The 15,052-nt window shown below is 48.6% G+C and carries 16 protein-coding genes and 1 pseudogene; 9 read left to right on the forward strand and 8 right to left on the reverse strand.

Annotated features, from left to right (window positions below; all coding sequences use genetic code 11):
• Positions 1–155 precede the first annotated feature (155 nt).
• From priA to ACO064_RS22120, 5 genes and pseudogenes are all read left to right on the forward strand, one after another.
• Positions 156–2,660 carry a replication restart helicase PriA gene (gene priA, locus ACO064_RS22100; RefSeq protein WP_421829394.1) on the forward strand — a complete coding sequence of 835 codons (2,505 nt, stop codon included), beginning with the start codon at positions 156–158 and terminating at the stop codon, positions 2,658–2,660.
• 22 nt (positions 2,661–2,682) lie between these two features.
• Positions 2,683–2,913, forward strand: coding sequence for a hypothetical protein (locus tag ACO064_RS22105; protein ID WP_421829395.1), 231 nt, complete (start codon positions 2,683–2,685; stop codon positions 2,911–2,913).
• Complete coding sequence (locus tag ACO064_RS22110; protein ID WP_421829396.1) at positions 2,903–3,232, forward strand: type II toxin-antitoxin system RelE/ParE family toxin; 330 nt, start codon at positions 2,903–2,905, stop codon at positions 3,230–3,232. Before ACO064_RS22105 ends, ACO064_RS22110 begins: the two co-directional genes overlap by 11 nt.
• Positions 3,233–3,311: 79 nt before the next feature.
• On the forward strand, positions 3,312–3,509 hold the full coding sequence (locus ACO064_RS22115) for a DUF433 domain-containing protein (protein ID WP_421831050.1): 198 nt from the start codon (positions 3,312–3,314) through the stop codon (positions 3,507–3,509).
• Between the two features lie 104 nt (positions 3,510–3,613).
• Positions 3,614–3,862: pseudogene (locus tag ACO064_RS22120) on the forward strand (DUF5615 family PIN-like protein); the annotation flags it as partial.
• A 178-nt stretch (positions 3,863–4,040) separates the two neighbouring features.
• On the opposite strand, the gene ACO064_RS22125 reads toward ACO064_RS22120, so the two are convergent.
• Entirely contained in the window at positions 4,041–4,502 is a 462-nt protein-coding gene (locus ACO064_RS22125) for a hypothetical protein (RefSeq protein WP_421829397.1), read from the reverse strand.
• A 90-nt stretch (positions 4,503–4,592) separates the two neighbouring features.
• The gene (locus ACO064_RS22130; RefSeq protein WP_421829398.1) at positions 4,593–5,021 is read right to left on the reverse strand and encodes a hypothetical protein; all 429 of its coding nucleotides are present in this window, start codon (positions 5,019–5,021) and stop codon (positions 4,593–4,595) included.
• Positions 5,022–5,152: 131 nt separating this feature from the next.
• On the opposite strand from ACO064_RS22130, the gene ACO064_RS22135 reads away from it, so the two are divergent.
• A complete protein-coding gene (locus ACO064_RS22135) occupies positions 5,153–6,175 on the forward strand; it encodes a helix-turn-helix transcriptional regulator (RefSeq protein WP_421829399.1) in 1,023 nt (340 codons plus the stop codon).
• A gap of 44 nt (positions 6,176–6,219) precedes the next feature.
• A complete protein-coding gene (locus ACO064_RS22140) occupies positions 6,220–7,158 on the forward strand; it encodes a carbohydrate-binding family 9-like protein (protein WP_421829400.1) in 939 nt (312 codons plus the stop codon).
• A gap of 19 nt (positions 7,159–7,177) precedes the next feature.
• On the opposite strand, the gene ACO064_RS22145 is transcribed toward ACO064_RS22140, so the two are convergent.
• From ACO064_RS22145 to ACO064_RS22160, 4 genes are all read right to left on the reverse strand, one after another.
• Positions 7,178–8,035, reverse strand: a complete 858-nt coding sequence (locus ACO064_RS22145; protein ID WP_421829401.1) for a DUF3037 domain-containing protein — start codon at positions 8,033–8,035, stop codon at positions 7,178–7,180.
• 121 nt (positions 8,036–8,156) lie between these two features.
• Positions 8,157–11,135: a helicase-related protein gene (locus ACO064_RS22150; RefSeq protein WP_421829402.1), complete on the reverse strand. Its 2,979-nt coding sequence runs from the start codon at positions 11,133–11,135 to the stop codon at positions 8,157–8,159.
• Positions 11,136–11,225: 90 nt separating this feature from the next.
• Entirely contained in the window at positions 11,226–12,158 is a 933-nt protein-coding gene (locus ACO064_RS22155; protein WP_421829403.1) for an HNH endonuclease, read from the reverse strand.
• A 125-nt stretch (positions 12,159–12,283) separates the two neighbouring features.
• Positions 12,284–12,556 (reverse strand): hypothetical protein, encoded by a 273-nt coding sequence (locus tag ACO064_RS22160; protein ID WP_421829404.1) that lies wholly within the window; start codon positions 12,554–12,556, stop codon positions 12,284–12,286.
• 25 nt (positions 12,557–12,581) lie between these two features.
• Here ACO064_RS22160 and ACO064_RS22165 point away from each other — a divergent pair, with 25 nt between their 5' ends.
• The gene (locus ACO064_RS22165; protein ID WP_421829405.1) at positions 12,582–12,773 is read left to right on the forward strand and encodes a hypothetical protein; all 192 of its coding nucleotides are present in this window, start codon (positions 12,582–12,584) and stop codon (positions 12,771–12,773) included.
• 8 nt (positions 12,774–12,781) lie between these two features.
• On the opposite strand, the gene ACO064_RS22170 is transcribed toward ACO064_RS22165, so the two are convergent.
• Positions 12,782–12,931 carry a hypothetical protein gene (locus ACO064_RS22170; RefSeq protein ID WP_421829406.1) on the reverse strand — a complete coding sequence of 50 codons (150 nt, stop codon included), beginning with the start codon at positions 12,929–12,931 and terminating at the stop codon, positions 12,782–12,784.
• Positions 12,932–12,936: 5 nt separating this feature from the next.
• Complete coding sequence (locus ACO064_RS22175) at positions 12,937–13,065, reverse strand: hypothetical protein (RefSeq protein WP_421829407.1); 129 nt, start codon at positions 13,063–13,065, stop codon at positions 12,937–12,939.
• Between the two features lie 173 nt (positions 13,066–13,238).
• Between ACO064_RS22175 and ACO064_RS22180 the strand changes: the two genes are divergently transcribed.
• A complete protein-coding gene (locus tag ACO064_RS22180) occupies positions 13,239–14,990 on the forward strand; it encodes a PQQ-dependent sugar dehydrogenase (RefSeq protein WP_421829408.1) in 1,752 nt (583 codons plus the stop codon).
• Positions 14,991–15,052 lie beyond the last annotated feature (62 nt).

The raw sequence follows: 15,052 nt of genomic DNA on the forward strand, positions 1-15,052 counted from the left end.
ATGCAAAAGATAGCACTATCCCAAAGGATACCGGTATCCTTTGGGATAGTGGATAAGCGGATGGAAAGGAATGATAACTGTCAAATGATGGATGTTGAGTGTAAAAGTGCCGCGGCAATTGCTAACTTGCTATACGAAATAAAGCCGTACCCATTGTGCAACCGCTGCCCCAGACATTTGCTTTCGACGAAGAGACTACCTATTTCGCTGACCTGATCATCCCCGTTCCGATTCCAAAACTCTTTACCTACCGCGTGCCGCGCGACCTGGTGGAACGACTGAAAGTGGGCGCGCGGGTGATTGTGCCGTTTGGCAAAAACCGGGTCTACACGGCGGTGGTAAAGAACATTCACCACCAGCCCCCGAATGCTTATCAGGCCAAATACATCCTCGAATTGCTGGACGAATACCCGCTGATTACCAGCTATCAACTGGAGCTATTTGCCTGGATGGCTGAATATTACCTCTGCAACATCGGCGATGTGCTGAACGTGGCCCTGCCGTCGGGACTGAAGATTACGAGCCAGTCGAAAGTGCAGTATAACCCGGATTTTGACTACCCCGAACTGTTGACGGATGACGAAGTTCGCTTGCTGGACGAGCTCAAAAAGCATTCGTCGCTGTCGTATGAAGAACTGGGTCGGCTGGTGGGGGAGACCAACGTGCCGGGTACGATAAAACTTTTGGTGGGCAAACGGGCGGTGATCGTTTTCGACGAAGTGCGGGAAAAGTACGTGCCGAAGATGGTGCGGAAAGTCCGGCTGACGGAGAAATACGAAAACCGGGACGTGATGCTGAATCTGATTAACGGACTGGAAAAGTCGCCGAAGCAGCAGGAAGTGGTCATGAAATACCTGAGCTACGTGCCGGTTTTGAACAATCCGACCCTCAACCGCAAAGGACTCGATAAAACCATTCTGAATCAGGACGATGAGGTGTCGCAGTCGTCGCTGCAAACGCTGATCAAAAACCACGTTTTCGAAACATTCGAAATCATCGTTCCGCGATTTGGCGACGAGGATATGCAAAATGTGGAGGTGAAACTGACTGACATTCAGCAGAAAGCCTGCGACGACGTCATCAGTCAGTTCAACGAAAAAGATATTGTTCTGCTGCACGGCATTACCGGAAGCGGCAAAACGGAAGTCTACATCAACCTCATTCAAAACGCGCTGGAGAGTGGTTCGCAGGTGTTGTATCTGCTGCCCGAAATTGCGCTGACCACCCAGATCGTGGTCCGGCTGAAGAAGGTTTTTGGCGATAAAATGGGGATTTACCACTCCAAATTCTCGGACAACGAACGGGTGGAAGTCTGGAAGGGCATTGTGGATGGGCAATACCAGTTTGTGGTGGGCGTTCGCTCGGCGGTTTTTCTGCCGTTCGATAACCTCGGGCTGATCATCGTGGACGAAGAACACGAAACGTCCTACAAACAGCACGACCCGGCCCCGCGCTACCACGCCCGCGACGTGGCCATGATGATTGCCCACTGGCAGAAAGCCAAGGTGCTGTTGGGTTCGGCCACGCCCTCCATCGAAAGTTACTACCACGCGCAGCAGGGCCGCTACGGTTTTGTTGAACTGCTGCAACGCTACGGCGACGCCATGCTACCCGACATTGTGTTGGTGAATACGCGGCTGGAAAAGCAGCAGAAGAAGATGAAAAACGAGTTTTCGTCGGTCTTGCTCGACCAGTTGCGGCAAAATCTGGAGCGCAAGGAGCAGAGCATCCTGTTTCAAAACCGGCGCGGCTACTCGCCCTATCTGCAATGTGAAGACTGCGAATGGACGGGCCGGTGTCCCAACTGCGACGTCAGCCTGACTTACCATATGCGTGATGCCGAAATGCGTTGCCACTATTGCGGACACAAAGATCCGGTGCCGAAAAGCTGCCCGGCCTGCGGTTCGTTCAAGGTGCGGACGATCGGGTTTGGGACCGAAAAGCTGGAAGATCAGCTCCAGATTGTGTTTCCAGAAGCCCGGATTCAGCGGATGGACTTGGACACGACGCGGGCCAAGAATGCCTATCAGCAGATTATTTCGGAGTTTGAGGGCGGCAACGTCGATATTCTGGTCGGAACGCAGATGATCAGCAAGGGGCTGGATTTCGGCAATGTCAGCCTGGTCGGCATTTTCGACTCCGACCGGATGATTCACTACCCCGAATTCCGGGCCATCGAGCGGGCGTTTCAGATGATTACGCAGGTGAGTGGCCGCGCCGGACGCCGGGCCGACCGGCGGGGGAAAGTGCTGATTCAAACCAGCAATCCGCAGCAGGCGGTTTTGCTCAAAATTCTGGAAAACGATTACCGGGGACTGTTTGAAGAAGAAATTGTGGAGCGGGAAAACTACAACTATCCGCCTTTTTCGCGGCTCATCAAACTAACGGTCCGGCACGCCGAGCAGAGCGTCAGTCAGAACGCGGCCCAGCGGCTGGTGGCCCAACTGACCGAGAAGCTGGGCGAAGCGCGGGTGCTGGGGCCGGAAGTGCCGCTGGTCGAGCGAATTCGCAACCAGTATCTGTACACGATTCTGATCAAGCTCGAACGCACCATCAGTCCCAAAGCCGCCAAGGTGTTTATCCTGGACAAAATCAATGAGCTGCTGAGTGACAAGGGGTTGAAAGCCGTGACAGTGGTAGCGGATGTGGATTGTTTGTAGTAACTTTATGTGAGCAAAAGCCATGGAAACAACATTAAACATATCATTGACCGTTAGTCAACTAGCTACATTACTACGGCAGCAACTGCCGAAAAAGGATCGCCAAAAGCTGATCTCACTCTTGCAGGATGAGGAAGAGTTGACAAAAACCGAATTGAAAGCAGAAATTCGGCAGGCCGTTCAGGAGGTTAATTTAATTAAAAAGGGCAAGTTAAAAGCCCGGCCTATCCAAGACTTGCTAGATGAGCTATAACGTTAAAGCTATTCCTACTTTTGATAAACAAGCGAAGCGCTTAGCGAGAAAGTATCCATCTTTAAAGCAAGAATTAGCCAGTCTTGCGCTCAATTTATCGGACGAACCTGACCAGGGTACGGGTTTGGGCAACAGTTGTTATAAAATTAGATTGGCAATAAAAAGCAAAGGACGAGGTAAAAGCGGAGGAGCCCGGGTTATAACTTACGTCCATGTAACGGAAGAAGATATTTATCTGCTTTCGATTTATGATAAAAGTGAAAAAGAAAATCTGAATGACGGAGAGCTGGACGAATTATTATCTGAAATAGAACCCTAAAGTACATAGCAATATAGACCCCAAAGCCGCCTATTGTATTATGAACTGGAGAAATTATATACATTCTGACCCCTAAATACTGCTTGGCAAACCGGTCATTAAAAACACCCGCATTTCAGTGGAGTTACTGCTTGAACTTTACGGGAAAGGGTGGACCGAAGAAATGATATTGGAAAGCTATCCAAGACTGACACGCGAAGATATTCGGGCGGTTTTTTTCTACCTGAACGAGTGTTTACGTCAGGAACTCTATTTTCCGTCTAAAGCCAGTGCCTGATGCGGTTTCTTGCCAATGAAAATTTTCCGGGTCCAAGTATTCGACGGCTGCGTGCGGAAGGCTATAACGTGATTAGTATATCCTAAACAAATGGTGGCTGGAAAGATACGCAGGTTCTGGCTCAGGCCGTTGCTGAGCAACTGATCATCTTGACTTTTAACCGGGATTACGGGGAGCTTTTATTCCGTTATCGATTGGAATCCCCTCCGGCAGTTGTTTATTTTCGTCGAAAAGGCGACACTCCTGATGATGCTGCTAAAATTTTGATTGACTTACTTTCGACCGGTAAGGTTGACATTTTAAACCATTTTACGGTCATTGACGAAGATGGAATTCGACAGCGGAAACTGTGATTACCGCCGATAAAAACCCGGAGGTAAAATCAGGACATGCGTGAGTACCAGTACTCGAATCAGAACCGAATAGCAGAGCAGTCTGAAAACCACCAGCGGTTTATTCTGAAACACGATAAAGAGTGCAATTTTCAAAGCCATAAAGGTGTGGGTGGATTGAAAAAAAGAAACCATCGTCTTAAGCCAGTGCTTTCCTGAACAATTCTTCCCGACTGCGAAAAATACTCCGGCTTACTTCCGACCCGCAGCTCCCCGGACTTTGGGAGCAGAATGCCCGCAGGCTGGTCGGCAGCGCATCGTAACGCGCCAGCGCCATCAGCCAGACGCTGCGGTCCTGGTAAGGAGCCAGCAACGCCCGGGCGCGGTTCAAATAGCGGTGTTGCCGCGGTTTCCAGACCGGGCGCTCCCCGTAGACCAATCCCTCGCCGTTTAACAGGTTGGGAAGAGCCTGGGGGGGCGCCAGGGGCAACAGTTCCGCCAGCAGAAAAAGCCCCAGTTCAACATTCAACAGCCGGTTGGACAACTGGCCGGGCAACTCGTGCTGAAACCGGAGTTGCGTCGCCAGCGGCTCCTGCCAGTGCAACGGAAACGGGCTCAGTTGGCGGGCGATTGGTGCGTTAGACAGGGGTAATGCGTTCATAAGTATGGTTGTTTACCGTTCGTTGTATACAAAAATAAACCCATCAGAACGTAATCTTTTTACGTTGTCAATTAATGTATTATTTTTTTTTCAGCCCAACACTTTTCGTAAAACCGTCAGGCGATTGCGCGAAAAGCCCACGGTTTTCAGGCGGAAACCGCTGCGATCAGAACTGATGTCGTAGGCTTGAAGATGAACGGGAACGGCAATGTATAATTCCAGGAGGTCATGCCAGCAGGTTTGCCGGGTCAGATGCGTCAGCAACGCCAGACCCCGGTTGCGCAGTTTTTGCTGGCGGGTGGTCCAGTTCAGGCACACAGAGCTGGTCGGATGGTGATCGCTCAGCAAACCGGGCAGGGCGTCGGGGGGAGCGCCGGGCAGGAGTTGCGAGAGTAGAAAAAGGCCCAGTTCAACATCCAGGAGCTGGCGGGCGGAAAGCCGGACCGGTCGCCGGGTAATGTGCTGACTGCTCAAAACCGGGTGTACAAAGGGTTGGAGAGATACGAGTTGCGTGTTCATCGTCGTGTTGTTTCTGTTCGGCCGGGTGATTCGAACACTACAAAATTGATTTTGTCAGAACGTAATCTTTTTACGGCCTTTGATTTTTCTGCGATTTTTTTTCGCTTCTTTGCCCCGACAAAAAAGAACCCATGCCCATTACCCGCTCCGCTTTCCAACGCTACCGCCTGATCGACGAAGTGATCAGCCGCTATCCCCGCCGGTATTCGAAACAGGCGCTGTTTGAACTGCTCCAGGACCGCTGCGGCATCCGGTCGGTTTCGTCGCTGGAAAAAGACATTCAGCGGCTGCGCGAAGACCACAACGCGCCCATTGCCTACGACAAACGCCGGAACGGCTATTACTATACGAATCCGCAGTTCCGGCTGCTCCGGCTGATGCTCACGCCCGACGACATGGAAGCGCTCGACTACGCCCGCGAGGTGCTGGCGGCCACGCAGGGCGCGTCGGTGGTGGCGGAACTGACCAACGCCCTCCAGAAAGTCCGGCAAAGTCTGGACATTGTCCGGGAGGTTCGACCCGAAGACGGCAATGCGTCAGGGATGCAGCGGAAAGTGGTGTATGTGGAAGAGAAAGTGCTGGGCGGAAACCGGCAGTACGTTCCGGTGCTGATTCGGGCCGTCAACCAAGACCGGCAGGTGTCATTTCAATACCGTAAACATGCCGATCCCGCAATCGAGTCGTCGGCGTCGGCCCGAACCCTGCACCCGATTCTGCTGCGGGAGGTGGCCGATAGCTGGTATGTGATTGGCTACGACGCCCTGAGCGGCAAGGAGAAAACCTACGCCCTTGACCGCATGGCCGAACTGGAGATTCTGGACGAACCCTGCGCCGTGCCGCCCTCGGTTCTGGCCTATGTCGCCGAGTTGTTCGACCACATTTACGGCATCACGGACACCACCGATCCGGTGGAGGAAATTCTGCTGTCGTTCACGCCCCTGTTCGGGTATTACGTGAAAGCCAAGCCGATTCACCAGACGCAGGAGGTGCTGCGCGACGACGAAACGGAGTGCATCGTCCGGCTCCGGCTGGCCCCCAACCGCGACCTGCTGATGCACCTCCGCAGCTACGGCGAACACGTCAAAGTGCTGAAACCGGCGAGTCTGGCGCAGACCATTACGGAGTCGTTGCGGACGACGCTGGGGCGGTATTGAATCGCCGGTGATCTTATGGAAATACACCTGAAATTTATACTCGCATGAAAAAATACTACCCCGCTGGCTTTCCTTCCTTTCTGATTCTAGTCCTCAGTTTACTTTTCTTTCAAGGTTCGGTTTTGCAGATTCCGTTTCGTGCGACCGATCAGACAACGGCTGATACAACCGGCTGGGCTTTTCCGTGTGACAAAAACACCATCGAACAGTATACCGCCTACCGAACCGCCAAACCGCCCGTGATCGACGGAAAACTGGACGAGGCAATCTGGACCAAAATCCCGCGTTCACCCCGGTTTGTCGATCTGGTTTCGGGCGGCAAGACGTTGCACGACACGCGGGCGGCTGTCTGTTGGGACGCCGAGAATCTTTACATTGCCTTCTGGGTGGAAGAACCCTACATCAACGCCAAACTGGCGAATCACAACGATCCGATTTATTCGGAAAACGACGTGGAGGTGTTTATTGCCGGGAAAGACACCTACTACGAATTTGAAATCAATGCGTTAGGCACACGCTACGAAGCGTTTTTTATCTGGCAGGACGCCTACGAAAAAGGCGGTTTTGGACAGGATTCCCGCTTTGCGCTTTCCAATCCGGCGGTTCGGAAATTCAACGGCGTCGGGTTCAAAAACCACCCCCGGGGGCTGCGCTACGGTTCCTGGGATTTCCGTTTTCCGGGCCTGCAAAGTGCGGTTTTCGTGGACGGCACCCTGAATAACAACCAGGATCGGGACCGGAAATGGACGGTGGAGCTGGCCTTCCCCTGGAAAAGCATGGGCGACCTCGCCAAAGCGGACCACCGGGCACTACCCCCGAAAAACAATGATCAATGGCGAATCGATTTTTCGCGCTTCAACACCTACAAAGAAGCCGCCCCCTCCGGCGACCACGGCGGCTGGGCCTGGAATTCCCACCGCGTCTGGGATTCGCATGTTCCGGAGTGTTTTCCCATGATCCGGTTTTCGGAGAAGGGGTTGTGAGGGAGGGTGGAATTATAGGCTACCGTAACGCTTCCGCCGTTTTCTCGGAATAGCTATCCAACTCGTCTTCTTCCACGATTTTTACCTTTGGTACACTTTCAATCTGTTGGAGGGCATCATCATAGGCGCTATACAGATTCTTGTCTTTCGGGCGGGCCACCAGCAGGTCGAAACGGGCGTTGTGTTCGTTGGCATAGGGTTGCAGAAAGCTGAATTGACCGAAATTAAAGGTGGCTTTCTCGTGAATGGATTCTTCTAATTTCAGATCGAAACTAACCGGTTTTACCAGGTTGTAGGTGCCGTTCTGCCAGGCGAAAGGGAATTTGTAGCTGAAGTTGGTTCCTTCTGGTTTGATCGTAAGCGGATGTTCAAAAGCTTCGCGCAACGATACGCCATTCAAGCGTTGTCGAAGTCGTTTTTGAAATTCTTTTACCAAATAACTCTCATCATGGGGAATACGGTATTCTTCCTGCTGATCATAGAAGGACAGATACAATCGGTAGAATTGATCACTGATCGCAGCTAAATCGTCGGTGTAGAGAACGGCGGTTTTGACGTCACTGAACTGCAAGGCACTGGAATCGCGGATCAGGATTTCGTGATCTAGAAACAGCCGTGGCCGTTGCTCGTATTTGATAAAGATATCAGGCTGTTTATTGAGTTGCTGAGTTTTGGCCGTAATACCCCGGAAGTAGGATCGAATGGTCTTCTCCGGAAAAGATGGGTACAGTTTACTAATTCGGCTCAGCCGCGACGGATAGCGAAATATAACCTGGTGCTGCTCCGGAAACCACAACAATACCCCAATATTCAACACTTCACCCAGCGCTTGGGAGTGGTGGTATTGGAGGATGCTATAGTGGAAGATTGAATTCACGCGATTAAGGTCGTTGGAAATCTACAGAACGCTCCGGCACGGGCTTTGGTTTGGGTTAAATGCGTTTTGATAAATCAGGGTACTGGGCTTATTGCGGCTTCAAGGCATTACGCAACATCTGTTATTGCTCATCAAAAATGGTTAACATACCATTTTGACGTTTTTTTTCAGTATGTTTTTGAGGTTTTTTGTTAGGTTGTTCAGAATCGATTAGTCGCGCAAAATTACGCATTGCAATTTCATGGCTAATAGGTTTTGGCAATAAAACCATAGCACACCACTTTCTTGTTTCCTCAATACTCCGTGGCTGGCTAGGGTCTTCTACACACCAAGCCGTTAGGGCTCTATCGCACAATTTTTCTATTATCCAAACTGGAATAAACGCTTTCTCTGTATCCGGTTCGCAAGCTATTCTATTTAATATACCTAGATCACTTGGATGGTCAATTGTTTTGGTGCCAGCATTGTAAAGTATTGGCCAAAATTGGTCTTTCCAATGAATTAACATAAATACAATATACGTTCCAGCATTATGATATTGAGCACTATGCACAAAACCAGGTAGATTTTTACACGTTTCCTGATGTTGTAATAGAACCAAATCATGTTCAAGCCGGGAGTTTTTTACAGATGCAAACAGATCTTCAGCCATGTCAGCCTGTCTCATAAAATCCTCAATATCATTAATGACAGCGTTATCCAATAAAATACTGTGTTCAGTTTGATCTGATAATACATTAGCTCGTAATACATTGCTAGCACTTTTATGTCGTTTTATTAATCGATTAAATTTGGCGATAATAGCTTTATGGCAGAGTGAAGAAGTTATACTCTTAGTGAACAGAGTTGGTATAAATGTGTAAAAAATAACACTTCTATTTTTTCGGACGGTCATCCTTAAAATCCGGCCAGCACGTTGGAATAATACATCTGCTCCTTCAGGTATATCGTAATTGACGACAGTGTCTGCTTCGGGTAAATCCACTCCTAAACCATCTGCATCTGTACAAATTAGCACATCAATTATATCTTTAGGCTTCATTTTCATGTCTGGAAAGGAAGATGGAGAAAACTGGCATAATGTTTCATCTCGCTTAGATCTACTCTTTAGTCGGACACTCCCACTGGCTTTTTTAACTGTACATCCTATTTTAACAGTTTTTCCATAATAAGTAGTTAGTCTGTTCGTCAAGTACAACGCGGTAGCATGCCGACGGATGAATATTAAAACTTTACCCTTCTCATGAATATGATGTTTATCAATGATTTCAATAAGTTTGTTCAATTTATCATCATGGATTTCAGGCTTCGTGAGAGTGTCAAGAATGGAAAGTAACGATTGTTTCCGTTTGCTGAGCGATACCTCTAGGGCAAGCTTATATGCCCCTGATGACTTCACTATCTGATTTTCTTCATATTTTTCTGAAGGTACATCTTCTGGAAATATAGGCAGTTGGTCTTTAGGAGGATCAAGTGTTGCCAGATTATGCTGAATTGCTTCTATGATAGCGTCGGGAGAACTTAACCAGCTATTTAGAGCAACTTTATACAAAAAGTTGACAGGAGCTTTCTTCACTTCGCCAGTTTCATCATCAAGATATGGAATGTGAAAATTATCGCGCTGACTAAACATTTTGTTGTCGAAGGCTAATTGTAGCTGTGACTCAAGTGGCAATTCATAAGGAACACGTTGTAAAACTAGCTTCTTAGGTAAGTAAACTTTTTTGTCAGGATATTGGACGTAAGGTTGGCCATCTTCTATATGATTAAGTTTTCTAGCAATACTTAATACATGGCTGATACTCATTACGCTAACAATATCAAGCATAGCGAATTCTTCCACTGCTTTAACTTGCCAGCGGTCATTAATTTTATGAAGTTCGTTGTGTATGACATGTAATGGAAGCAAACGAAGTAAACCGTTTAGATTATCAATTGTAGTACCATAGACAGTTGCTGTCAATAATACAATCCGTGCTCCACGGCGAACCGCAGGTTCAAACAGTTGATATACTCGGCTTACTAAGTCACGGGTTTGTTCATAAGCCTGTTGATTTCGATAATAATGTGCTTCATCAATTATAATAAGTGTGTTTTTGTCGGCCAGTTTAAGTAGTCTAATTAATCGATTGATTTGGTGATTTGAGGTTTCATCAGATTTATAAAATGGAGTGGTAATACTAAACAAATAGGGAGTGACTCGTCTTGCCATAAACTGCGTTTCCCATTTGCTATGTACTAACGGAGGAGCAATTATGATAATAGTTTTAGCATGCTTAGATTCCTGAAATTTTAGCGCAATTTCTGAGCCTATAATCGTCTTCCCTAATCCGGTAGCTGCCACAATAAATGCCCCTCCATGTTCCTTTAATTGCCGCATTGCTGCTTGAATTAGTACCTGCTGAAAAAAGACAGGAGCAAAAGGGCGGTCTATTTCTTCTTTATAACCCAATAGGTACTGTAGAGCTTTTAAATATACATCAAAAGGGCGGGCCATATCAAGCCATACTTCCAATAGTTTCAGTAAAGGCCCCAATAAATCATCTGATTCAGAAGCTACATTATTGAACCATGATGTAAATTTGCCAATATCGCTTGGTTTGGGAAAAAGACCAACCTGTTCGGCATTTATTTTAAGGCCATTATTAGCGTAGTTTGATGAGCCGTGCCATCCTACTTTTTGGTCGCAGATGTAAAACTTGCAATGAAATGGTTGAGAAATTGAGTTAGCAGATTTTATAAAAAAACGCCCACTCTTAATTCGGTTAACTAACTCGTTGACTATAATTGTAAGGGTTACACCCGGTTGACGCATTTCTTCTGTAATCTCATTAAGAACAGCCTCTTGAACATCAACGCCATCATCGCGACCAACTAGAATTTGATAGACAACCTGTTCTTTTACATGCTCTTGACCGAGATGGAAACCCTTTAAACTGAAGAAAACACTAGAAATGCGAATAATATCTTCGGCAACTGGGAAGTACCTTTCTATAAATGCATAACCAGATCCTGGCCCGACAGCTGATCCTAAAACTCCATCATCATATTCATGAAATGATAGCGTTCTAACTGCTAATTTCTTTTTGCGTTCGGCCATGTATATTGGTTGAATTTTATATTACCAATATATTTAATTTTTAGAAATTTAGCTAAATAATTTTTATTACTATGATAAATCGTAGACTAATTATGGCCGAAAAACCGTATTGTTATGATATTCTAAATAAAGTGATGAAGGTTTATTTGTATTTAATTCAGGAAGTACTAACAAGCTCTTGCCATGATATTGATAATACTCCCTGCCGTTGTTAAATTCCTCTCGAATTCGCTTACTAACTTCAATTTTTAAGTTTGGAGTAACTGTTATATAACCATCATCAAATAGCTTATGCATATCAGAGCGAAGCAGTAAACCGTTCGCTGTTTGATTAGGGCCGGATTCCGCAAAAGGCTTAATATGGGCGGCTTCTAAAACTGGTAATGTTTTTTCTCCTGTAATAGCGCACCTTTTATTGTAAGCATCTATTACTGAAAGGCGGAAAGCCCCCTGACCAATTCGCACTTTACGCAATACTGCATTTCCATACTGCGGAAGTTCTTCTGCCACTGCAAAAGAATCCTGAATATTTGGGACAGTCGTTAAATACCGGGCGAGAACCGTTTCAATTTGTTGCCAAAGCGTTTTACCAATTGCATCATTCGTACTATAAGTTTTACCTTGTACGATGTTTCTGCTCCAATTACGAGGAATGTTTATCCAATCTTCTCGGTTGAAAAATATCGGATTAGTCAAGGCTATACAACCAATAATAGGATTGCGTTCCGAATCATGACGATACCGTTGAATTACTGTTCTAAACTGTTCTAAATTATCAAAACCGTTTCGAACCCCAAATGTATCCCAGGCTAGAGAAAGCGGGATTTGACTTTGAGCTGCAAAAAAACCAATTCCGCCAATAGCGTTATTTAGGCCTTTTAATTTGAACACAAATGCACCTCCAGGCTTAAGAGCACGGAAGGCAGTCCGACCGCCGGGTTGCCAGAAATTTACATCTTCAGGAGCAAGTCTGCTTAAGTAGCTATACCAATTCCAGTCAGTTACACCAAGGTAATAATCCATAATCCAAGGTAATCAACCTATGCGAATTCTACACAATTTATTAACTGAGTTCTGAATCTTGTACTTCCAAAACCACATGGTGGAGTAACAAGATTTTGTGTAATTACATCAATCATAGCGTCTTCTCACTTCCGCACCAGCCGCGCATTCCTCAACTCCTCCCGCAACGCATTCAACCGGCTGTACGTCTTATACAAATGCTCGGCGTAAATCGCCACCTGCGGTTTCAGCGATTGAAAACCGTTGAGCGCCGTCAGCCAGCTTGCGATGGACACGTACATCACCCGGCCCCGCTGGTCGTTGTCGAGGCACTGCGCGCTGTGCTCCATCACCAGGTCCATGCACTCGTTGGGGCAGGTGTGGGCCGTCAGTTTCAGAATTTCGTTCAGGCCTTTCATACAGACAGTCGGTGTTTTTGACCAGTTGCAAAAGCTCGGCGGGGCGCTTTTCGACCTGGAGAACCTGCGCGTAAAACAGGTGATTGTGGACAATACCGCCTTTGCTTTTCAGGCTGTCGACAAACCGGTTGTGTTGGTCTTCGCTCCAGAACGTGCGCAATTGCTGGTAGTCGGTAACGCTGCCCTGCGACCGGCTGCGGTTTTCGAGGGCCTGTAAATACAGGTTCAGCGCATCGCGGGTGCGAGCAACTGGTCGTTCAGATTTTCGAAAATGAACGTATCGAAGGTGCCGGGAAAGCGTTTGATAAGTCGTAACAGCGCGGTGATGAGTGCCGGGTGATCGCCGGAACGGTGGTGATAATAAAGAAGTCGCAAGCCAATTAGGGCGTCACGTTCCAAAAATTGCCCCGCTGCTTGAGCTTTTTGACGGCACCCCGCCGGTAATAGTCTTCACCCCGGCCGAATACCGTATTCCCGGCCAACTGGCGCAGTGCATTTTTAGTGAACATGGCTGATTGAAAAGCGACCCGCGTTTGATTTTCGCAAAGAAATGACCTAATTTTCAAACCTCGTTTGAAAATTAAACAACCGAATGAATTTACGAATGCTTCCTGCCCCTAAATCCCCTCAAAAATACGTTAACAAGACTTCATGCGGATTCCAAAAACCCTTTTTAGGGCCTATGGCGTCCTGGGTCTTTGCACTGCTCAATCTGCTGGCTGTCTGCACTTTTTCCCACGCGCAACAACCCAGGAAACCCAAAACCGCAGCCAAACCGCCCGTCACCGCCCCCACGGCATACTCCACCGACAAGGCGGTTTTGACCAAAGGACAGCAGTTGTTCCAGCAGAACTGTACGGCCTGTCATAATTTCCTGCAAAAAGGCATCGGGCCGAATCTGGCCAGCGTGACGACGGAAGTGCCGGTGGACTGGCTCCGGAAGTTCATCCGCAATGCCCCGGAGGTCATCAACAGTGGCGACGCCCGGGCGCACGAACTTTTTGAAGAATACAAGCAGATGATGCCGCCGTTTACGCAGCTCAGCGAGGGCGACATCACCGCCCTGACGGCCTACCTTCACTCGAAACGCAAGGTGTCGACGGTCGATGTGGGCAGCGAAAACCTCGGCGCGGTGCTGAACGATCCCATTCCGACGAAAATACCGCCCTCCGGGTTGCGGATTCAGCTCGAAGAAGTGACCACCGCCCCGGCCAGCGCCGAAAAAATACCGCTGGCCCGCATCAACAAAATGCAGGTGCTGCCCGGCACGAAAAACCGGCTGTTTCTGGAAGATCTGCGGGGAACGCTGTACGAAATGGAAGGCAATTCGCTGCGGCCCTATATGGCGATGGCAAAAGAACGCCCGAATTTCATCCACGTACCCGGTTTGGCCACCGGTTTTGGCAGCTACGCCTTCCACCCGGATTTCTACACCAACGGTCTGTTCTATACGACCCATACCGAAAAAGCCAACACCGCCCCGGCCGATTTTGCCTATCCCGACTCCATCAAGGTGACGCTGCAGTGGGTGCTGACGGAGTGGAAACTGCCTGATCCAACGGCCGCAACCTTTTCCGGCACGGGCCGGGAGCTGCTGCGGCTCAACATGGTAAGCCCGATTCATGGCGTTCAGGAGATTACGTTTAACCCGATGGCGAAACCGGGCACCGCTGATTACGGCATGTTATACATCGGCGTAGGCGATGGCGGAGCCACCGAAAACGGATTCTATTTTATCTGCAAAGACCGGAGCCGACCCTGGGGAAAAGTGCTGCGCATCGACCCGAAAGGCACCAACAGCACAAACGGGAAGTACGGTATTCCGACCCACAACCCGTTTGCGAAGGATCCGACGGCGCTGAAAGAGATTTTTTGTCAGGGATTCCGGAACCCCAACCGGATTAGCTGGACGCCAGACGGCAAGATGCTGATTTCGGACATCGGTCAGGCGCAGTCGGAAGAGCTGAACCTGGGTGTTGCCGGGGCGAATTACGGCTGGCCGGATCGCGAAGGCACCTTTGTCATTAACTACCGGGGCCGCATGGACCGGGTGTACGCCCTGCCTGCCAATGATGCGACCTTCCAGTATACGTATCCCGTCGTGCAGTACGACCACGACGAAGGCAACGCGTTCTCCGCCGGTTTTGTCTATTCAGGAACCGCCATTCCGGCCCTGACGGGAAAATACATCTTTGGCGATATTGTCAGCGGGAAAGTTTATTACGTGGAAAGCAGTCAGCTACAGCCTGGTAAACAAGCCGAAATCAAAGAGTTGAAAGTGGAAGTGGCTGGCAAAACCGCTACGTTTCAGGAATTGAGCCAGAGTAAAAAAACGGATCTGCGGTTTGGCCTGGGGCTGAATCAGGATTTCTACATCTATACCAAAGCCGACGGCCGGATCTATAAACTGGCCAACTGCGTACCCGATAAATAGAACGGCGGAAAAACCGTACAGGGCTATTTCTACGATCTGATGAGTAAACGTTAGCCGGTATA

It is taken from the genome of Larkinella sp., assembly GCF_965227735.1.
Classification (GTDB): domain Bacteria; phylum Bacteroidota; class Bacteroidia; order Cytophagales; family Spirosomataceae; genus Larkinella.